14 protein-coding genes are annotated in these 19,342 nt (G+C 71.0%); 2 read left to right on the forward strand and 12 right to left on the reverse strand.

Annotated features, from left to right (window positions below; translation table 11 throughout):
- The first annotated feature begins 170 nt into the window (after positions 1 to 170).
- Positions 171 to 707 carry a maleylpyruvate isomerase N-terminal domain-containing protein gene (locus FREUN1FDRAFT_RS08965; RefSeq protein WP_006539685.1) on the forward strand — a complete coding sequence of 179 codons (537 nt, stop codon included), beginning with the start codon at positions 171 to 173 and terminating at the stop codon, positions 705 to 707.
- Here FREUN1FDRAFT_RS08965 and FREUN1FDRAFT_RS08970 read toward each other — a convergent pair.
- From FREUN1FDRAFT_RS08970 to FREUN1FDRAFT_RS08980, 3 genes are all read right to left on the reverse strand, one after another.
- A complete protein-coding gene (locus FREUN1FDRAFT_RS08970) occupies positions 691 to 1,692 on the reverse strand; it encodes an LLM class flavin-dependent oxidoreductase (protein WP_006539686.1) in 1,002 nt (333 codons plus the stop codon). The two genes, FREUN1FDRAFT_RS08965 and FREUN1FDRAFT_RS08970, sit on opposite strands and share 17 nt — an antisense overlap.
- Positions 1,693 to 1,793: 101 nt before the next feature.
- Positions 1,794 to 2,480, reverse strand: coding sequence for a VWA domain-containing protein (locus FREUN1FDRAFT_RS08975; RefSeq protein WP_035950955.1), 687 nt, complete (start codon positions 2,478 to 2,480; stop codon positions 1,794 to 1,796).
- Positions 2,481 to 2,633: 153 nt separating this feature from the next.
- Positions 2,634 to 3,701: a hypothetical protein gene (locus FREUN1FDRAFT_RS08980; RefSeq protein WP_006539688.1), complete on the reverse strand. Its 1,068-nt coding sequence runs from the start codon at positions 3,699 to 3,701 to the stop codon at positions 2,634 to 2,636.
- 1,160 nt (positions 3,702 to 4,861) lie between these two features.
- On the opposite strand from FREUN1FDRAFT_RS08980, the gene FREUN1FDRAFT_RS08985 reads away from it, so the two are divergent.
- Positions 4,862 to 5,794, forward strand: coding sequence for a ribokinase (locus FREUN1FDRAFT_RS08985; RefSeq protein WP_006539689.1), 933 nt, complete (start codon positions 4,862 to 4,864; stop codon positions 5,792 to 5,794).
- A gap of 448 nt (positions 5,795 to 6,242) precedes the next feature.
- On the opposite strand, the gene FREUN1FDRAFT_RS08990 is transcribed toward FREUN1FDRAFT_RS08985, so the two are convergent.
- From FREUN1FDRAFT_RS08990 to FREUN1FDRAFT_RS09035, 9 genes are all read right to left on the reverse strand, one after another.
- Positions 6,243 to 7,271: an LLM class flavin-dependent oxidoreductase gene (locus tag FREUN1FDRAFT_RS08990; protein ID WP_006539690.1), complete on the reverse strand. Its 1,029-nt coding sequence runs from the start codon at positions 7,269 to 7,271 to the stop codon at positions 6,243 to 6,245.
- Positions 7,271 to 9,325: an ABC transporter ATP-binding protein gene (locus tag FREUN1FDRAFT_RS39605; RefSeq protein ID WP_006539691.1), complete on the reverse strand. Its 2,055-nt coding sequence runs from the start codon at positions 9,323 to 9,325 to the stop codon at positions 7,271 to 7,273. The genes FREUN1FDRAFT_RS08990 and FREUN1FDRAFT_RS39605 overlap by 1 nt, the downstream gene beginning before the upstream one ends.
- Positions 9,318 to 11,225, reverse strand: a complete 1,908-nt coding sequence (locus tag FREUN1FDRAFT_RS09005) for an ABC transporter ATP-binding protein (RefSeq protein ID WP_050795790.1) — start codon at positions 11,223 to 11,225, stop codon at positions 9,318 to 9,320. Before FREUN1FDRAFT_RS09005 ends, FREUN1FDRAFT_RS39605 begins: the two co-directional genes overlap by 8 nt.
- Entirely contained in the window at positions 11,218 to 13,086 is a 1,869-nt protein-coding gene (locus FREUN1FDRAFT_RS09010; protein WP_006539693.1) for an ABC transporter ATP-binding protein, read from the reverse strand. Before FREUN1FDRAFT_RS09010 ends, FREUN1FDRAFT_RS09005 begins: the two co-directional genes overlap by 8 nt.
- A complete protein-coding gene (locus tag FREUN1FDRAFT_RS09015; protein WP_006539694.1) occupies positions 13,083 to 14,108 on the reverse strand; it encodes an ABC transporter permease in 1,026 nt (341 codons plus the stop codon). Before FREUN1FDRAFT_RS09015 ends, FREUN1FDRAFT_RS09010 begins: the two co-directional genes overlap by 4 nt.
- The gene (locus tag FREUN1FDRAFT_RS09020; protein WP_006539695.1) at positions 14,105 to 15,064 is read right to left on the reverse strand and encodes an ABC transporter permease; all 960 of its coding nucleotides are present in this window, start codon (positions 15,062 to 15,064) and stop codon (positions 14,105 to 14,107) included. Before FREUN1FDRAFT_RS09020 ends, FREUN1FDRAFT_RS09015 begins: the two co-directional genes overlap by 4 nt.
- A 40-nt stretch (positions 15,065 to 15,104) precedes the next feature.
- Complete coding sequence (locus FREUN1FDRAFT_RS09025; RefSeq protein WP_157474506.1) at positions 15,105 to 16,769, reverse strand: ABC transporter substrate-binding protein; 1,665 nt, start codon at positions 16,767 to 16,769, stop codon at positions 15,105 to 15,107.
- A 61-nt stretch (positions 16,770 to 16,830) separates the two neighbouring features.
- Positions 16,831 to 18,054, reverse strand: coding sequence for an acyl-CoA dehydrogenase family protein (locus FREUN1FDRAFT_RS09030; RefSeq protein ID WP_006539697.1), 1,224 nt, complete (start codon positions 18,052 to 18,054; stop codon positions 16,831 to 16,833).
- Entirely contained in the window at positions 18,051 to 19,265 is a 1,215-nt protein-coding gene (locus tag FREUN1FDRAFT_RS09035) for an LLM class flavin-dependent oxidoreductase (RefSeq protein ID WP_006539698.1), read from the reverse strand. The genes FREUN1FDRAFT_RS09030 and FREUN1FDRAFT_RS09035 overlap by 4 nt, the downstream gene beginning before the upstream one ends.
- Positions 19,266 to 19,342 lie beyond the last annotated feature (77 nt).

Raw genomic sequence — 19,342 nt, forward strand, 5'->3', positions numbered from 1 at the left:
CAATCCCCACCCACGGGACCAACCGGAGGCGCGCACGCCGTTCGCGGCCGCCAGATTCCTTCGACGCACCAGCCGAAGACCGAATGGCGGTGTGACCTGGCAACCTTTCCGGCGAACCGGTAACACCCGGCTGGGCAGGAATCGCGGCCGATAAAGCATCATTGCTCGGTATGGAGTTGTGGGGTGCGGCGCTGTACGGGGATCCTTGTCGCGACTGCCAGTTCGACTGGCGGATCGATATGGTGCACGCTGTCACGCTGGTGGCGGCGTCACCCGCCGAGATCGACCGCCGGTCGGGCGGTGCGGTCGGCGGGGAGCGGTGGTCAGCCGAGGGGTGGAGCGTCGCGGAGTACGTCAGCCACATGGCCGACAACCTGCGGAACTGGGCCGAGCGGGTCCAGGGCGCGCGGCTGGCCGGCGTCACCGACATCGCGGGGTACGACCAGGATGAGCTGGCCCGTGTCCGCCGGTATGACCGCATTCCGTTGGCGGCGGCCCGGTGGGCCCTCGGAATCAGTGCGCCCGCCTGGGTTGACGTGATGCGCTCCGCGCTCGCCGAGGGTGTCGTCGTCCATCATGCGACCCGCGGCGAGCAGCGGGCGGCCGACATCGTGCGGAACAACGCCCACGATGTGTGGCATCACCTGTGGGATATCGACCGTGCACTCGGCCAGAGCGCCGCTGCCGGGGTCAGTCGCCCGGGGTAGGTGCGGCGAGGCCGGCTGCCTTCGCGGTCAGTTCGACCGAGCGCAGGCGCTGGCCGATCGTCGGGGACTGGTGGGCGACGATGAGCTCGTCGGCGTCGGCGTGGGTGGTGAACCAGTCGAGGTACTCGCCGACCGTGTCCGGGGTGCCGGCGGCGGTGTACTTCATCATCTGGACGAGCTGCTGCCCCTGCGGTGCGGCGAGGATCTCGTCGGCCTCGGCGTCGGTGAAGGTCTGGCCGCGGCCGAGCAGCCAGCTGACCCGCTGGCGGCGGATCGTGCGCTGCTGGTCCTGTGCGTCGTCGGCGGTGTCCGCGGCGATGACGTTGACGCCTGCGATGACGTACGGCTGGTCGAGCTGCGCCGACGGCTGGAACAGGCGGCGGTAGAGGGCGACCGCGTCCTGCAGGGCGTTCGGGGCGAAATGCGACGCGAACCCGTAGGGCAGCCCGAGCGCCGCCGCGAGCCGGGCCCCGAACAGCGACGACCCGAGGATGTACAGCGGGACGTTCGTGCCCTTGCCGGGGGTGGCGTCGACGCCGGGGATGAGCGACCGGCCGGCCAGGTAGCCCTGGAGCTCCTGGACGTCCTGCGGGAACCGTTCGGCCGAGCGGTCGTCCCGGCGCAGGGCGTACATTGTCTGCTGGTCGCTGCCGGGGGCCCGGCCCAGACCCAGGTCGATGCGACCGGGGTGCAGCGTCGCGAGCGTGCCGAACTGCTCGGCGATGGTGAGCGGCGAGTGGTTCGGCAGCATGACACCGCCGGAGCCGAGTCGGACGGTGCTCGTGTTCGCCGCGACATGCGCGATGAGCACGCTGGTCGCGGACGACGCGATCCGCGGCATGTTGTGGTGCTCGGCGTACCAGATCCGCTGGTAGCCGAGGGACTCGGCCAGGCGCGCGAGCGCGACGCTGCCTTCGAGGCTCTGCTGCGCGGTCTCGTCGACGCCGATCGTCGCCAGGTCAAGGATGGAGAGCGGTACTGTCACCGGTTGAGCCCTTCGTCATCGGCGTCATCACCGCCGTCGCGGTCGCCGCCGTCACCTCCGCCGCCGGGGCATGCCCTTCAGGCAGCCCGACAGACGCAACGTCAGGTGAGCAGGCCGGCCTTCCTGGCCTCGTCGAGCCACTGCGGGTACTCCGCCAGCAGGAGATCGAAGACCTGCCGGTCGTCGAGGGCTTCGATGTCGTCCGGCTCGACGAAGTGCGCGTTGTCCACTGGACGTCCACGCAGGTCGTCGAGGCGGCGCAGGAAGTCGAAGGGGCCCTCGCCCACGCCGAGGAACTTGTAGAAGATGTTGCGCTGCGACGCGGTGACAAGCTCCTGTTTGGCGGCGGTCCGGCTGTCCGGCGCGCCGTCGGTGACGAACAGCACGTAGACCGGCAGCCCGTCGGCCGGAAAGTGCTCGCGGACGAGGGTCATCGCGGCGGCATAGTCCGTCCGGCCCATGCGCCGGCCGGCGCGCAGCCGGTCGATTCCCCCGGCGTAGTCCGCGAGGGTGAGCTCGCCGGCGTGGACGGCGCCGGTGTCGAAGATGAACACGTCGATGGCGCCGTCGTCGTCGAACTGGGTCGCGAGCGCCAGGGCCCGTTCGGCGATCCGCTGGACGACGCCCTTGACGTACAGGGCCCGCATCGATCCACTGTGGTCGACGCACAGCGCGACCTTCGCGCGGGCGGTGCCCAATGCCTGTGCCGACAGCCGAGAACGCGCCTCCTTGACCAGACTGAGCAGCTCAGGAGCCTGGGCCTCGATCTTCTCCAGCGATATCGGCATGGGCCACACGCTATCGGGCCGCTCCTGGGCGGCCGGCCGAGCAGCCGGGCGGAGCGGCCCGTTCGCGGTGGGGCTCCCGGGCGAGCCGGGCGAGCCGGGTCAGCCGGGTCAGCCGGGTCAGCTAGGTGAGCTGGGTGAGCCGGGTGAGCTGGGTCAGCGCTTGACGACCAGCTGGGAGGCGACGGTCGGCAGGTCCGCGTAGGTGACGATGCCCGGCCGCGCGGCGACCACGGCGGGAATCGCGTTGACCACCGGCAGAGCTGTGATCATCGAGCCCATGGCGCTGATGTCGTCCATGGTGAGGTTGGTGAGGTCGGCGGGGAGAACCTCGACCCGCAGGTTGATCTGCGGAGTGCCGCGGACCTCCATCAGGTAGGCCATCGCGATGTCCCAGGCTGGTTCGATGTCGGCGGCGACGGTCCAGCGGACCTGCGCCTCCACCAGGTCGGTGCCGGCCACCGAGCCGATCCAGCGCGCGTCGATCCCGGCGACGCTGCCGGCCCGCACCGTCCGGCCGGGGACGTCGGCGTCGGTGGTCGCGTGGGCGAACTCGACCTCGCAGCGGATGTCGTCCAGCTCCAGGCCGAGCTGGTGGGCGATCGACTCGACCGCGTCGCCGAACACCGCGGTGGCCTTGCGGATCTCGTCGGCATGGCCGGGGTCGCCGGCGGGACGGCCCCAGCCGAGCTCGTTCTGGTTCGCGTCGCCGGCCCACAGCCCGATGTTGAACGACTCGGTGACCCGGATGTAGTTCACCTCCCGGCACGGGCCGGTCGCGACCGCGGCGAGGTAGTCGGCGAAGCCCGGGTTGATGCCGCTGCCGAACAGGCTGGCGTTGCCGGCGCGCGCGGCCTCGTCGAGCGCGGCCCGGCTCTCGGCACCGTAGGCACGGCCGGTGATGAAGCCGGCGGTGGAGACGACGTTGATGCCGGCCCGCAGCAGCCGGGTCAGGTGCTCGATGTCGGGGTACAGCGGCATGTAGATCACGCAGTCGGGACGTAAGGCGATCAGCGCGTCGACGTCGTCGGTCGCGGTGACGCCGAGGTCACGGTCGAGGCCGGCCAGCTGACCCGCGTCCTTTCCTACCTTCTCCTTGCTGAACGCGAACAGCCCGACCAGCTCGAGCAGCCCCGGACGCTCGACGATCGCCTTGATCGACTCCTTCGCGACGTTTCCCGTCGTCCATTGCACGACGCGCACCGGCCGGTTCGCCTCAGTCATTGTTCTTCCCCAGGTACGAAGTTGTAAGGAACCGCGCGCACACGGACAAGGCCACCAGTTCATCGTGGGCGCGAGTGAAAGTGAATTTTCGTTGGGCACTTGCTCAGCTTTGCTGCGAGCTTTCTAACACACCTTTCTCTGGCCCGGCAAGGTACCTCGTTTACTTCGCGGGACGGGGGTGGGCGGTCGCCGGCCACGGACACCCGACCACCGACACCCGACCACCGACACCCGACCACCGACACGGCCACAGCCACCGGACACGGAGGCCGGCGGCCGGAGGCCGGAGGCGGACGATGCGCCCGTCACGCCCTGCGCCGTCGCGTTGACGCGGCGCAGGCTAGAGAGGTTCGGGGCCGGGCGATACGGGCAGTGGCCGGTCTGGTCGATGCCCTGGCGCTTTCTGACAGTCCTGGTCAGGTCCCGGCAGTCGCATGGTTGTCGTGTACCCGCGAATAAAGGGCCCCTTGTGGCCTCTCACCCGAACTTCTTGACGTCCATGTTGATACAGATTTTGCAAGCTTTCGGGAGCCCCATTTTGGATCAGATACCGAGAGCTCTTTACCCTGATTTTTGGCTGCTCACGGAGCTTGGCGGGGCCGGGATTTCGCTCGCCCAGTGGCCTGTGGGCACCTCTGGAGTTCCCGAAAGCGCTGGTCACGGTGGTGGTTCGGGTTTCATCGGCCCTCCTTGCGTCGCGTCGGGTCGACAATGTCGAACGGGCGGGTCGTCCACGGCTGGGCTTTGATGCAATTCAGCAGCCCAGGATCCGCGGCAGATTCATTTAATAGATTGCTCGGACCCTTGTTTCAGACATTCATGTCACCCTGGCCGCGCTGGGCAGCGGACGATGCCGACGCACGGCAAAGCGGCAACGCCAACCACGACGGCAGGAGGCCGGCGCGGGTGGCTGGTGCGCGGCGGGTAGCTGGCGGCGGGCGGCTCGTGGCTCGTGGCAGCAGGCGGCCTGTAGCTCGTGGAGCAGGCGGCTATTGGCTGGTGGCGGCGCGCGGCGGATGGCGGCGTGCGGGTTCTCCGTGGCGCGGTCGGGTAGCGTCGGGCGAAGGCTGGAAGGCACCTTGGCAGGCGCGGGCGTACCAGCCCCGCGCCCGGCAGGTCCACCTGTGCCTCCGGCGTTCAGGCTCCGGAGCCAGGGAGGCGTGCTGAGCAGAGTTGTGGTGGTCGGCTCGGTCAATATGGACGTGCTGACCCGCTGCGTGCGCATGCCCCGGCCCGGCGAGACCGTCCCGGGAAGCTCCGTGAGCCTTCTGCCGGGTGGGAAGGGCGCGAACCAGGCGGTCGCGGCACGCCGGGCGGGTGCGGCGACATCCATGGTGGGTGCCGTCGGTGACGACGACTTCGGGCGGATACTGCGCGACTTCCTGGATTCCGAGCATCTGGACCTCGGCCGGCTGGCCGCCGTCCCGGGGGCGTCCGGTACCGCGGTTATTCTTGTCGACGGGTCGGGCGAGAACGCCATCACCATTGTTCCGGGTGCGAATGATCGGGTGCTGCCGAATTCTCTCGACGGCCTCCCTCTCGCGCCGGGCGAGATCCTGCTGTTGCAGGACGAAATTCCCGAGACGACAAACATCGCGGCTGTCGCCCGGGCTCGGGCCGCGGGTGCGGTGACGGTGCTGAACCTCGCCCCGTATCGGCCGACGCCGCCTGAGGTGCTGCGCGATGTTGATTACCTGGTCGTGAACGAGACCGAGTTCGCGAATGTCACCGGTGTCGAGACGAACCCGGTGGTGGCGATGACGTCCGATCGGGTGGCGGGGCTGCTGGCTGACGGTGCGGGGGTGGCAAGGCATGTCGTCGTCACCCTCGGCGCCGAGGGCCTGTTGGCCCGGCTCGATGGCACTGTCCTGCGGGTGCCCGGCTTTCCGGTGACAGCGGTGGACACGACCGGCGCGGGCGACTGCTTCTGCGGCGCGTTCGGCGCGGCCCTGGCCCGGGGAGATCATCCGGAGCAGGCACTGCGGTACGCCAGCGCCGCGGCCGCCCTGTCGGTACGCAGCCACGGGGCTGGGCCGTCGATGCCCACCGACGGGGACATCAACCATTTCCTCGGCTCAGCATCGGCCCGGTAGCCGGGGCCGCGGCATGTGGGGGAACGAGCCGGCGCGGCAGCGCGATGTCCCCGTGCCGGTCGGCGGGCTCGCCTGCGAGGCGGACGTTCCCATGTTGTCCAGTTCGTTGATCCGAAGGATCGGCCTGGCGGTCCGTACCCATCCGCCCCCCGCCGCCTGGCGACCCGGCGACCCGGCGGGGATCTCGCGCCGCTACACACCGCCACCAATTCACTCCAATATGAACAAACAGAGTCAGGAAGTCATCTGACAATCCGCAAGAAGTGAGAATTCCGGCTGTTGTAGCAGCCAAAATCCTTACTTCTTGCTCCGCAGCGACGGCAGCGGCGGCGGCGGCGGCGACGGCGGCGACGGCAGCCCAAAGTTCGGGATTCCCACGACGAGTCGTACAACGACCAGCAGCCTCAACTCTCCGAATCCGGCGGCGGCGGCGCGGCGGGAAACACGGTCATGCAGGAGCGCTGGGTACCCAGCCGAGGTGCGGGGCCACCGTTGTGGCGATGTCCTCCAGCAGGCGCAGGTTCTCCCGGAGGCCGAACGCGGGCGGCAGGAATGCGATCAGGTCGTCGGCGAGCGCGACGCTGGGGTCGGCGAGGAGCTGGTCGAGGACCTCGGACGGATCACCGTGGTGGACGGGGCTCATGGTGAACCGGGCGGGCGGACCCGCCGTGGGAGCCAGCGCACCCTGCGGGCGGGATGCCGCCGGGCCCTGGGTGCGTCGTTCCTCGTCGTAGGCGGCGTAGCGGCGGCGGAGCTCGGGGGAGGTGGCCGGCAGCACGGAGCGGGCCACCGCCACCTGTGCCGGGGACGTCGCCGGGTGGACGGAGTGGTAGGTCTTGATCGCTCGGGCGAGCTCGGCACCGTAGTCGTCGATCTGGCCGCTCAGGATGGTGCTGAGCAGCAGCCGCAGCCCCTGGCGTCCGACCCGTTCGGCGGAGGCCACCGAGCCGGCGCCGTACCAGACCCGGTCCCCGAGGCCGGGGCTCGTCGGCCGCACGGTCAGCTCGGTGCCCGTGGCCACCATGCCGGCGAGGTCGCCCACGACTCCGACCTGTTCACCGCGGACGGCGCGCAGGAAGGCGGCGAGCCGGGTCTGGGACTGTTCCCGCCCGTCGTTCGGCTCCTGGCCGAAGACGCTGTCGAAGCCGCCCTGGCCGGTGCCGAGGCCGAGCTGCAGACGTCCGGAGCTGAGCAGGTCGGCGGTAGCGGCGGCCTCGGCGAGCAGGATCGGGTCCTCGTAGCGGACACCGATGATGGCGGTGCCCAGGCCGATCCGGTCGGTGTGCTGTGCGACCGCGGCGTGGAACACCAGCGGGGAGGCAAGGTAGTTGTCGAAGTGGCGCTGGTAGACCCAGCCGGTGTCGTAGCCGAGCTGTTCGGCGACGCGGAACAGCTCGATGCCGTCGCGCAGCGCCTGCGCGGCGCCGCCGGTGGGGAAGGAGATCCGCGCGTTGAAACCGAGCCGCGCCGATGTCATCAGGTGCTCCTGTCGTTCCGGAGGGTGTGGCGCGTCGCCGATTCGCGGTGCTCGTCGCCGGCGCCTTCCGCCTGTTCCTCCCGCGGGTGGGGGACGTGGTCGGCGGCGAGGGTGTGGTCGACCCAGACGGCGTGTAGATCCGCGTAGCGTCCGGGGCGTGTGACGAGGTCGGCGTGGCGGCCGTTCTGGACGATTCGGCCGTCGTCGAAGACGAGGATGCGGTCGGCGCGCTCGGCGGTGACCATGCGGTGCGCGATCGAGATGGTGGTGCGGCCGACGGTGAGCGCGTCGAGGGCGTGTTGCACGCGGACGTCGGTGGCCGGGTCGACGCCGCTGGTGGCCTCGTCGAGCACCAGCAGGTCGGGGTCGACCAGCGCGGTGCGGGCGAGCGCGACGAGCTGGCGTTCGCCGGCTGACAGCCGTCCGCCGCGCACCCCGACGCGGGTGTCGACGCCGTCGGGCAGGGTGTCGATCCAGGGGCGCAGGCCGAGCGAGTCGACGATCTCGTCCAGTGCTTCCAGCGCCTCGGGTGCGCGGATGTCACCGTGGACTCCGGCGAGGATGTTGTCGGCGATCGTGGCGTCGAACAGGAACGGGTCCTGCGGGACGATGGCGATCCGGCGTTGGAACGACCGGTCGCAGACCTGGGCGATCGGGATGCCGCCGAGCAGGACGCGCCCGCGCCGCGCCGAGAGCTGGCGGGTCAGCAGCCGGGCGAACGTGCTCTTGCCGGATCCGGTCTCGCCGACGACGGCGACGTGCTCCCCCGGGTCGATGCCGATGGTGACGTCGCGCAGCGCGAGCGAGCCGTCTCCAGCGGCGATATCGCGGGCGTTGGCGGCGGAGTCCCCGCCAGCGGCGACGCCAACGTTGGCAGCGACGCCGACAGTGTCGGCGGCGTCCCCGTAGGAAGCGGCGTCCCCGTAGGAAGCGGCGACGCCGTGCAGGTCGACGGCGATCGGGCCGGGTGGGAGCTCGCGGGCACCCGGCCCGGCGACCACCGCGGACGGAGTGGCCAGCACCTCGATCGCCCGCCGCCAGCCGGCGACCGCGCTCTGCACCTCGCCGAGCATCGTCACCAGCAGCTGAAGCGGGCGGACGAAGAAGGTGACCAGCAGCAACAACGCGACCAGCTCACCGGCGGACAGGTCCAGTCCCGGCTCCCACCAGGTGTTGTCCACGGACCACCGGACACCGGCGATGACGATGAAGGTGGTGATGAACGAGATCGCCACCTCGCCGAGCGCGGTGTTGGTATGCAGCGGGACCAGGGTGTGGCGCTGAGCGGCCGCGACCTGTTCGATCGACTCGTCGGCGGCGGCGCGGCTGCGCCGCTCGGTGCCGGTGGAGCGGATGACGGCGATGCCGGTGATGGCTTCGCCGATCACGGACTGCATCGCCGACACCCGTTCCCGCACGACGCTGAAACGACGTCCGACGACTGCCTGGATGCGTCGCATGACGATGAGCAGCAGCGCCGCCGCGGCGAGCACCGGCAGCGCGAGCTGCCAGGAGTAGATCGAGATGAGGACCGCGGCGATCACCATCTGGGCGGCGTTGACCAACAGCAGGACGCCGCCGTTCTGGACGAAGGTGGTCACCGTGTCGAGGTCACTGGTCAGCCGGCTGACCAGGTCGGCGCTGGGGATCCGGGCGAACCGCTCGTAGGAGATCTCGTGGATGCGGGCGACGCCGTCCGCACGTAGCTGGGCGAGCGCGGCCTCGGTGCGCCGGAAGACGCGCCGGTTGAGCCACCCGGACGCCGCCGCCGCCAGCACCGTGGCTCCCGCTCCGACGCCGACGGCGCGCAGGACGACGTCCGCGGTGCCGGTGTGCGGGTGGAGCAGACCGTGGTCGAGGGCGTACTGGACGGTGAGCGGGGTGACGATACGCCCGGCCCCGGCGACGAAGGCGAGCAGCAGGGTGAGCGCCAGGCCGCTGGTCAGCATCGGGGTGGTGGTGCGCAGCAGGTGGACGAGGGTCCGTCCCCGGGCCCCGGCGAGATCAGCCAGCCGGGCGGGAGCGGGAGCCGAGGCCGGGTTGGTGCTACTCATCGCCCGAGCCGTGGTCGGGGTGCCAGCCGTGGTCGGGGTGCCAGCCGTGGCCGGGATGCGAGCTGTGGTCGGCGTAGGCGTGCAGGATGCGCCGATACTCGGGCTCGGTGGCCAGCAGCTCGGGATGGGTGCCCACGGCGGCGAGGCGGCCGGCACGCAGGAACGCGACCCGGTCGGCGACCAGGACGGAGCTGGGGCGCCCACCGACGATGAGCACGGTCACCCGTCCGCGCAGCTCGGCGATCGCGGCGAGGACGTCGCGTTCGACGGCCGGGTCGAGGGCGGAGGTGGCGTCGTCGAGCAGCAGCACGCCCGGCTCACGTACCAGCGCACGGGCCAGGCACAGCCGCTGGCGCTGGCCGCCGGACAGCCGGGCGCCCCGCTCCCCGACCCGGGTGTCGAGGCCGGCGGGCAACGCACGGACCACGTTCTCGGCGCCGGCGGAGGCGAGTGCCCGCCACAGCTCGGCGTCGGTGTAGGGGCGGTGCTCGCGGGGATGCCCGTCGAGCTGCAGGTTCTCCCGCACGCTGCCGGCGAACAGCCACGGGCTCTGGGAGACCACAGCCAGCCGCGCGGCGATCTGCCCACGGCCGAGCTCGGCGGCCGGGACACCCCCGATCTCGACCACGCCCTCGGACGGATCGAGCTGGCGGCCGAGCAGGTCGACGAGGGTGCTCTTGCCCGAGCCGGTCGCCCCGACCAGCGCGACGATCTCCCCGGGGGCGATGTCGAGGTCGACGTCCGAGAGCAGCTGGATCCCGCCGACCGCGTAGCCGGCGCCCCGCGCCCGCAGGCCGATCCCGCCCGCCCTCAGAACGGGCTCGCCGTCGGGTGGGGCGGGCTCGCCGTCGGGTGGGCTGGTCAGGGTCTGGTCGCCGTGGCCGGTGGTTTCGGTGGAGTGGATGACGGCGGCGACCCTGGTCCGCCCGGCGGTCGAGATCGGCAGCATGGACAGGAAACGGCTGATGACGTTGAGCGGGATGGAGATCGTGAGCAGCAGATAGACGACTTCGACGAGCACGCCGACGCTCAGCTCTCCGGACTCGACCTGGTGCGCGCCCACGGCGAGGACGCCGAGCACGGCCACCGTCGGCAGCAGCTCGATGACCGGGTCGAACACCGAGCTGACCAGGCCCATCGCGAAGTTGGCCTCCCGCAGGCCGTGCGCGGCGGCGCCGACCCGCGCGCGCTCCCGGTCGACGAGACCGAGGGTCCGCACGACCTGGCCGCCGTCGATGCTCTCCAGCGCGAGCGCGCCGAAGACCCCGCGCTGTGCCTGGGCGGCGGCGGCCCGCGGGGCGAGCACGCGCTGGTAGAGCAGGTTGAGACCGAGCACGGCCAGTACCAGCGCGACGCCGACGAGGCCGAGGGTGGCGGCGCGCAGGAACATCTCGATGATCGCGACGACGAGCATCACGACCATGCCGAGCGTGAAGTAGAAGTTGAGCATCGGCAGCCACAGCGCGTCCACGTCGGCGACCGCGGTCGACAGCAGCTGGCCGGGGGCGTGCCGGCGGTGCCACGACAGGCCGAGATGCAGGTAGCGGTCGACGACCGCCCGCCGGACGTCCGCCTGGGAGCCGTGCTGGACGAACCCGGTGGCGATCCCCCGGGCGATGATCGTCATCCAGCGCAGGGTGGAGACGCCGAGGATCGCCCCGGCCGCGATCCACCAGGCGGCGCGCCCGACGTCGTCGCCGGCCAGCGCCGGGACGATCAGGTGGTCGGTGGCCCAGCCGATCGCGATCGCGCCGAGGATCATGGTCGTGCCGTTGATGATCCCGGTGACGGCCGCGACCAGGGCTGGCACCGGGTGGGCGCGGGAGCCGTCCAGCATGGTTCGCAGTCCGGGCCAGACCGTCGCCTCCCCGTCACGGACAGCGCCGCGCCGGTCAGGCATGCACGGGCACGCCGGCTCCGGCCGAGAGGGCGGCGCTGCGCTGGCCGGGGATGGCCTCGATCAGCTCCCGGGTGTATTCGCTGCGCGGCGAGCCGAAGACCTCGGCCACGGCGCCCGACTCGGCGACCTTCCCACGATTGAGCACGGTCACAGTGTGGGAGATCTGCGCGACGATGGACAGATCGTGCGAGATGAACAGGTAGCTCAGGCCGAGGCGTTCCTGCAGGTCACGCAGCAGCGCGAGGATCTGCTCCTGCACCGAGACGTCGAGTGCCGAGACGGGCTCGTCGAGCAGCACCACCTCGGGTTCGAGGGCGAGCGAGCGGGCGATCGCGACCCGCTGGCGCTGCCCGCCGGACAGTTCCGCGGGCAGCCGGTCGAGGTAGGAGGCGGGTAGCGCGACCTGGTCGAGCAGCTCCACCGCGCGGGCGCGCCGGCTGCGGCGGTCACCGATCCCGAACGACGCCAGCGGCTCGATGATGCTGCGGCCGATGCTGAACCGCGGGTCGAGCGAGGCGAACGGGTTCTGGTGGACGAGCTGGACCTTGCGCCGCAGCGGACGGGTCTGCCGCCAGCCCTGGTCGGTGATGTCCACGCCGTCGAGCAGGACCCGTCCGCTGGTGGCCTTCTCCAGGCCGAGCGCGAGGCGCAGCGCCGTGGTCTTGCCGGATCCCGACTCGCCGACCAGAGCATGGGTGCGCCCGCGGGCGACCTGCAGCGACACGTCGTCCAGGGCCAGGAAGGACCCGGACTGCCGGCCTGGCAGCGGGTAGCGCTTGGTCAGGTTCTCCAGCAGGATCACCGGGTCGGGGGTGGTGACCTCGTCGGGACGCAGCACCAGGCGGGGCACGATCCGGCCGCCGTGGGCGAGGCCGGGGGCGGCCGCGATGAGCCGCCGCGTGTACTCCTGCTCGGGGTTGACCAGGATCCGTCCCGGGACGCCCTGCTCGACGATCGAGCCATCCTGCAGGACGAGCACCCGGTCGCTGCGGTCGGCGGCGACGGCGAGGTCGTGCGTGATGATCAGCAACGAGATCCCGGACTCCCGGACCAGCCCCTCGAGATGGTCGAGGATCCGGCGTTGCACGGTGACGTCCAGGGCACTCGTCGGCTCGTCAGCGATGATCATCTGAGGCCTGCCGGCCAGCGCGATGGCGATGAGCACCCGCTGGCGCAGGCCACCGGAAAGCTCGTGCGGATACTGGCGAGCCCGCAGCTCGGGGTCGTCGATGCCCGCCTGCGTGAGGAACTCCAGCACCTCCGCACGGACCTGGTCGCCGTTCACCCCGCGCAGCCGGATGCTCTCGGCGACCTGCGCGCCGATCCGGCGGGTGGGGTTGAGGCCCACCATCGGGTCCTGGGGCACCAGGCTGACCACCCGGCCCCGCAGCCCCCGCAGCACCCGCTCCCGCGCCCCGACCACCTCGACCCGCCGGGCTCCGCCGCCGTCGCCGTCGCCGTCGCCGCTGTCACGGCCGCTGTTGCCGCCGCCGCCGTCGCCGCTGCCGCCGCCGAGGTCGAAGGTCACGGTGCCGCCTGTGACGCGGGCATTGTCCGGCAGCAAGCCGATGAGGGTGTTGGCGATCGTCGACTTGCCGGACCCGGATTCCCCGACGAGCGCGACGGTCTCGCCGCGGGCGATGGTCAGGCTGACCCCGCGCACGGCGGGCACCGTCCGGCGCCGCCGCACATAGCCGACCTCGAGGTCCGTCACCGTCACCAGCGGACCGGCCGGTACGGCGGAACCCGGTTCCGCGGAACCGCCCAGCACGGAGGAACCCGGTACCGCGGAACCGCCGGCCGGTGCCGCGGAACCGGCGGGCCCGGCCACCGCGGCCGACGCGAGTGCGTCCTGCGTCATCGCTCGCGCTCCTGGATGGTCTTCGAGATGTGGTTGAGGCTCAGCACCACGGCGGCGACGAAGAGCCCGGGCAGGAGTGACACCCACGGGGCGGTGACCAGGTAGTTGCGGCCGGCGGAGATCAGCGTCCCCCACTCGGCCTGCGGTGGTGCCGCCCCGAAGCCGAGGAAGCTCAGCGAGGCGATGTAGAGGATCGCCACGCCGGTGTCGAGGACGGCGAGCACCGCGACCGGCCCGCACGAGTTGGGCAGCACATGGGTCAGCAGCACCCGCGGCCACGACGCCCCGCCAGCCCGGGACGCCTCCACGAACGGCAGGGTTTTGACCCGCAGCACCTCGGCGCGGGTGGTGCGCGCGAAGGCCGGCATGATGCCGACCCCGACGGCGATCGCCACCGGAACGGTGCCGAACCCGAGGGCGGTGACGATCGCCAGCGACAGCAGCAGCACGGGTATGGCGAGCTGGACGTCGACGATCCGCATGAGCAGGGCATCGAAGAAGCCTCCGGACAGCCCGGAGAGCACACCGAGCGCGAGGCCGATGACGATCGCGATGCCCAGCGCGATGAGCGCGGCCTTGATCGTCAACTGGGAGCCGTAGAGCATGCGGGTCCACAGGTCACGGCCGAGCTCATCGGTGCCGAACAGGTGGTTCAGGCTCGGCGAGTCCATGCGCTCCGCCGGTGCGGTCGAGTAGGGGTCACGGGAGGTGAACAGCCCCGGCGCGAACGCGGAGACCACGACGAACGCGATGAACAGCACGGCGAGCACGAAGCCTGGCTTCACCGCGAGCGTGCGCGCCGTCGCGCGCAGCCCCACCCAGCGCCCGCCCGGCTCCGAGTCGGCGATCAGGCGCTCGCTGAGCAGCGCGCCGCCCGCGCCCGGCTTCGCACCCGCTACGGGAGCTGCGGTCGCGGGAGCCGCGGCTGCGGCTGCGGCTGCGGCTGCGGCTGCGGCTGCGGCTGCGGAAGCTGCGGCGGGTGCCTCCGTGCCGGTCGTCTCTGGAACGACTGACGTCGTCATATCGTGACCTCCTTCCGCTGGCCTTGGACGATGCGCGGGTCGAGCAGCGGGTAGAGCAGGTCGACCACGAGGTTGACGACGACGAAGATCGCGGCCGCCAGCGTGACGATGGCGAGCACCACCGGGACGTCCTGGGCGAGCACCGCCTCCTGGGCGAGCTTGCCGATGCCGTTACGGGAGAACACCGTCTCGGCGATGATCGAGCTGGTGACGGTGAGGCCGACGAGGACGCCGAGGATCGTCGTCGCCGGCAGCAGCGCGTTGCGCAGCCCGTGGTGCCACTGCACGGCCGCACGGGAGAGCCCCTTCGCCCGGGCCGTGACGATGTAGGGCTGGCTGAGCGTGTCGTCGAAGCTGCGCATCAGCACCGCGGCGAGCTGGGATGCCACCAGGATCGAGATGGTGATCGTCGGCATCACCAGTGACTTCCAGCCCCTGATGCCGGTGGCGGGCAGCAGCCCGAGGTTGAACGAGAGGAACTGGATCAGCACCAGCGCGATGAAGAACTGTGGGAACGAGGCCCCGAACGACGGCAGTCGGGTGAGGACCAGCCGGGCCGGCCGCCACCGCACGTAGGAGGCCAGGTAGGCGAGCGCCGTCCCGGCCAGCAGTGCGACGACGGCGGCGGCCAGGCTCAGGCTGAGGGTGGGGGCCAGTCGGTCGCCGATGAGGCTGGCGACCGACTGCTGCTTGGCGATCGATTCTCCGAGGTCGCCGCGCAGGAAGCCCCACAGGTCGGAGAAGTACTGCTCCAGGATCGGGCGGTCGAGCCCGAACCTGGCCTTCGCCGTGTGCAGTTCCGCGGGGGTGAGCTTGTCGGTCTCGATTCCCGCCGCTCCCAGTTGCAGGGCGATCGGGTCGCTCGGCAGCAGATAGAGGACCGCGAAGGTCACGGTGTAAGCCGCCCAGAGCACACCGAGTGCCTGGGCGAACCTACCGAGGATGTAGCGCGTCATGATGTTTGTCTCCTCCTCCCCGTGACCTTCGCGGCCCGGATTACTGCTGCTTCCAGACGTCGTTGAGCTTCAGGAAGCTCTCGGACGTGAAGGCGAAGCCGTGGACGTCCTTGCTGACGCCGGCGAACTGCACCCGCTCGTACTGCGGGAAGACGACGCCTTCGTCGATGAGCAGGGCCTGCAGGTCCGCGTAGGCCTGCTTGCGCACCGCGTCATCGGTGGTCTCGCGGGCCTTGGCGAACAGCGCCTGGATCTTCGCCGTGGTCTCCGGGGCAGCCGCGTTCGTCGCCAGCGCCTTGGAGTTGGCGTACTTCGGGTCGAGCAGGAACTGCAGCGCGCCCGGGTCGGCCCGGGTGAAGTAGCTGCTGGCCAGGTCGTAGGCGCCGTTCTTGTACAGCGCCGGGAGCTCGGCGGGCGGGTGCACGTCGAGCTTCAGCTCGATGCCGACCTTCTTCAGCTGGTCCTGGATCAGCTCGGAGCTGACGGACAGGGAGCTGGTGGGGAACACGATCGTGAGCCGCTTGCCGTCCTTGTAGCGGTAGCCGCCCTCGCCCGGCTTCCAGCCGGCCTCCTCCAGCAGCTTGATGGCGCCGTCGGGGTCGTAGGCCAGCTTGCTGGCCTGGGAGGCGTAGAACGGCGTCGTGTTGTCGAAGGCGCCGCCGACCACCGGGTAGTCGTCACCGAAGCTTGTCTTCGCGTAGGTCGCGAGGTCGATGCCCTTGTAGAGCGCCTGGCGGACCTTGAGGTCCGACAGCACGTGGCCCGCGCTCGCGTTGGGGTAATACGCGGAGGCCACACCGGGCAGCGACCGTGACTCGATGACGCCACCGGACTTCTTGATCAGCTCGCGGTCCTCGACCGTGATCGGGCTGCGCGGCCAGGAGATGTCGATTGCCCCGCTGACCAGGTTGCCGGTGCGGACGCTGTCCTCGGCGACGTAGCTGAACTCGACCCGGTCGAGGTGGGCCTCACCGGTGTTCTTCGACAGCGCCGAGCCCCAGGTGTACCCCGGGCGCTTCTGCAGCACGGTGAGCTCGTTCGGCTTGTAGCTCTCCAGCGTGAACGCCCCGGAGCCGACGTACTGCCCGAGGCAGCGCTCCTTGGCGGTCTTCTTGTACGAGTCCGGCGAGATGATCGCCAGGTTCGTCGTGGAGCTGGCCTGCAGGAACGACGAGTTCGGCGCCGAGAAGACGACCTTGACGGTGAGCGGGTCCACCACCTCGCTGTGGTCGAGGCCGAGGATGTAGCTGGCCCCGTAGGCGGTGCCGCCGGTCTCCTTGACCACGCCCTGGGCGCCGTCGAAGTTGGCCTTGACCGCGGCGGCGTCCAGCTTGGTGCCGTCGCTGAAGGTCACACCGTCACGCAGGTGGAAGGTGTACTCCTTGCCGTCGGCGCTGACCTCCCAGCTCTTGGCCAACCAGGGCTTGATCTCCCCGGTCTTCGGGTCCTGGTCGGTCAGCGAGTCCGCGACGTTGCGGATCACCGTGCGATGCTCGATCCAGTAGGTCTGGAACGGGTCGAGGCAGGTGAACTGCGGGTTGTCGGGGAAGAAGGCGACCTTCAGAGTCCCGCCGGCGACCGGTTCAGCCGCCGTGGTGTTCGCGCCGCCCTCGTCGTCCGAGGAGCCGCACGCAGTCAGGCCCAGCGCTGCCGTGACGGCCAGGGCTGTCGCGGCAATGCCGCGCCGGGACATACGTCTCGTCATCGAATTCTTTCTTTCTCGTATCTCGTGGGAGATGAACTACAAACCCGGATGTGTTGGGGAGCTAAAGGCCGAGCAGGCGCCGGCCGGAGGCCAGCAGGGCGGTGTCCTCCTGGGGAGGATGAACCCGCACACACAGGACGTCCCGCAGCAGGCGTTCGAACGGCAGGTGCCGGCTTAGCCCCGGATTTCCCAGCACGGCGACAGCGGCATTGACCGCAGCAATCACCGAACGGGCGATCTGGACCTTCAGCACCGACAGCTGCGGCAGATGGTCGGTGTCACCGCTCTGTGCCCGCAGCAGCACACCGAACAGCAACGTCTCGGCCTGCGCGATCTGCGCGTCGATCTCACCGGCCGCCGCCTGGATCCGGTCGGTGGTCGCGATCGGACGTCCCAGCGCTGTCGGCACCCGCTCCTGCGCGTACTGCACGAACGCGCTGCGCGCCGCCCGGGCGACCCCGATGTACAGGGCCGGATGCCCGAACAGGCCGATCGAGGCCATCGCCGCCGGGTCGCGGTAGACCCCGTCCGGGCCGCGCGGGATCTCGACGAAGGCATCCGCCGGCAGCTCGACGTCCGTGTATTCGACGTCATGGGTGTTCGACGCCCGCAGGCCCAGGTGATCCCAGGTGTCGATCCAGGTGATGCCGGGCAGGTCGCCCGGGACGACCACGTGGCCGACCCGCGGCCGCTCCGGGTCGCCGCCCGGTTCGTCCGCCACCGCCCACACCACGTGATAGGCCAGCGCGGTGCCGCCCGTCGCGTACGCCTTGCGGCCGTTGAGCACCCAGCCGTCCGCCGTGCGCGTCACCGTGGTCTTCGGCAGACCACCACGCGCCGGTGCACCCAGCTCCGGTTCGGCCCGCACCGCGTTCGCCAGCGCAGGGCCGGCCACGCTGCGCCGCAGCAGGTCGGCGTAGTAGGCCGGCGGCCACTGGGCGGCCAGGGCCTGCCCCTGATGGGTGCCCAGGTTGTTGGCGGCGAGCAGGCCGACCGAGGCGTCGCCCTCGCCCAGCGCGATCAGGATGCGCGCCGCGTCGACCGGCCCGACACCCGGCCCGCCGAACTGGGGCGCCACCGTCGCGGTGAGCAGCCCCGCCCGGTGCGCGGCGGTGAGCCCCGGCAGGGGAATCTCACCGGTGCGGTCGTACTCGGCGGCAGTGGAGGCAATCTCGGCGGTGACCGCGGCCAGCGCCTCCACCGACAGGTCGGGCACCGGCAGGCCCGCCACCGGCAGGCCCGCGCTCGTCGTGCTCGGGGCCGGCTCCCCCACCACAGCCGTCATCGGGAGCCCGCCGAGGTGGCGAGGTCGAAGCCGGGCGCGAGCGCTCCCGGATGGTCGGCCTGCAGGGTGCCGCGCTGCCCGGTCGCGGCCCGGTGGGCCAGCTCCTGGCGGACGAGCGGCACGATGTAACGGCCGTAGTCGATGGCGTCGGCGAGGGTGTCGTAGCCCCGGATCGACACCAGGCTCGCGCCCTGGTCGACGTAGTCCAGGATCGCCGCCGCCACCGTCTCCGGGCTGCCGACCAGCGCCGTCGACGCGCCCGCGCCGCCGGTCGCCGCCGCGGTCCTGGTCCACAGGGCACGGTCGTAGACGTCCGACTGCGCGGCGAACTCAAGGGCCCGCTGCGAACCGACGTTCTGCGGGCCGGTGGCCGTGCCGAGGTACCGCTTGTGGTAGTTCCCGCCCTTGAACGTACGCTCGATCTTCGCCACGTAGTCGTGCGCCTTCTCCCAGGCCAGCTTGTCGGTCTGGGCGATGATCGGCCGGAAGGTCACCCAGATCCGCGGGCGGTCGGCCCGGCCGGCCGCCGCGGCGATACCGTTCACCCGGTCGATCTCGGTGCGCAGGTCGGCGAGCGGCTCACCCCAGAAGCTGAAGATGTCCGCCTTTGCTCCGCCGACCTGGAAGGCCGCGTCGGACTGGCCGCCGATCGAGATCGGGATCGTCGTCCCGTACGGCGCGAAGCCGGGGCCGAAGTCGTCGAACTTGTAGAACTCGCCGTCGTGGCTGAACGGGCTGGTTTCCGTCCAGGCGCGGCGGAGCAGGTCGATGAACTCACTGGTGCGGTCGTAGCGGCGGTCCTTGGCCAGGTAGTCGCCCTGGCGGGCCTGCTCGGCGTCGCTGCCACCGGAGATGAGGTGGACGACCGCGCGGCCTGCGGTCAGCTGGTCGAGGGTCGCCAGCTGCTGGGCCGCCACCAGCGGGAAGACGGTGTTCGGCCGCACCGCCACGATCGGCCGCAGCCGCTCGGTGAGCTGCCCGACCGCCGAGGCGATGACGAACGAGTCGGCGCTGTTCGAGCCGTACGGCAGCAGCGTGTAGTCGTAGCCGGAGTCCTCCAGCCAGCGCACGTACCGGCGGAAGTAGGTCAGGTCGATGCCGCGGCTGGGCACCGGGTTGAGCTCCGTCGACGGGTTGAGGTGCGACAGGCTGATGAACTCGACCTGCGGCGACGCGGTCGAAGGCAGCTCGGTCGAGGAGAAGTCGGCCATCAGGACACGCTCCCGGCGGTGGTGGTGGACGCACTCGCGGCGGCGGGCGCGGCGACCGCGGCGGCGGGCGCGGCGGG

It is taken from the genome of Parafrankia sp. EUN1f (assembly GCF_000177675.1).
Lineage (GTDB): Bacteria > Actinomycetota > Actinomycetes > Frankiales > Frankiaceae > Parafrankia.

Excerpts from the sequence above, each read along its gene's own strand:
- FREUN1FDRAFT_RS09015 (WP_006539694.1), bottom strand. The coding sequence starts at position 14,108 with ATGACGACGTCAGTCGTTCCAGAGACGACCGGCACGGAGGCACCCGCC.
- FREUN1FDRAFT_RS09035 (WP_006539698.1), bottom strand. The coding sequence starts at position 19,265 with ATGGCCGACTTCTCCTCGACCGAGCTGCCTTCGACCGCGTCGCCGCAG.
- FREUN1FDRAFT_RS09020 (WP_006539695.1), bottom strand. The coding sequence starts at position 15,064 with ATGACGCGCTACATCCTCGGTAGGTTCGCCCAGGCACTCGGTGTGCTC.
- FREUN1FDRAFT_RS08980 (WP_006539688.1), bottom strand. The coding sequence starts at position 3,701 with ATGACTGAGGCGAACCGGCCGGTGCGCGTCGTGCAATGGACGACGGGA.
- FREUN1FDRAFT_RS08965 (WP_006539685.1), top strand. The coding sequence starts at position 171 with ATGGAGTTGTGGGGTGCGGCGCTGTACGGGGATCCTTGTCGCGACTGC.
- FREUN1FDRAFT_RS39605 (WP_006539691.1), bottom strand. The coding sequence starts at position 9,325 with ATGAGTAGCACCAACCCGGCCTCGGCTCCCGCTCCCGCCCGGCTGGCT.
- FREUN1FDRAFT_RS09025 (WP_157474506.1), bottom strand. The coding sequence starts at position 16,769 with ATGACGAGACGTATGTCCCGGCGCGGCATTGCCGCGACAGCCCTGGCC.
- FREUN1FDRAFT_RS09030 (WP_006539697.1), bottom strand. The coding sequence starts at position 18,054 with ATGACGGCTGTGGTGGGGGAGCCGGCCCCGAGCACGACGAGCGCGGGC.
- FREUN1FDRAFT_RS08975 (WP_035950955.1), bottom strand. The coding sequence starts at position 2,480 with ATGCCGATATCGCTGGAGAAGATCGAGGCCCAGGCTCCTGAGCTGCTC.
- FREUN1FDRAFT_RS09005 (WP_050795790.1), bottom strand. The coding sequence starts at position 11,225 with ATGCCTGACCGGCGCGGCGCTGTCCGTGACGGGGAGGCGACGGTCTGG.
- FREUN1FDRAFT_RS08990 (WP_006539690.1), bottom strand. The coding sequence starts at position 7,271 with ATGACATCGGCGCGGCTCGGTTTCAACGCGCGGATCTCCTTCCCCACC.
- FREUN1FDRAFT_RS09010 (WP_006539693.1), bottom strand. The coding sequence starts at position 13,086 with ATGACGCAGGACGCACTCGCGTCGGCCGCGGTGGCCGGGCCCGCCGGT.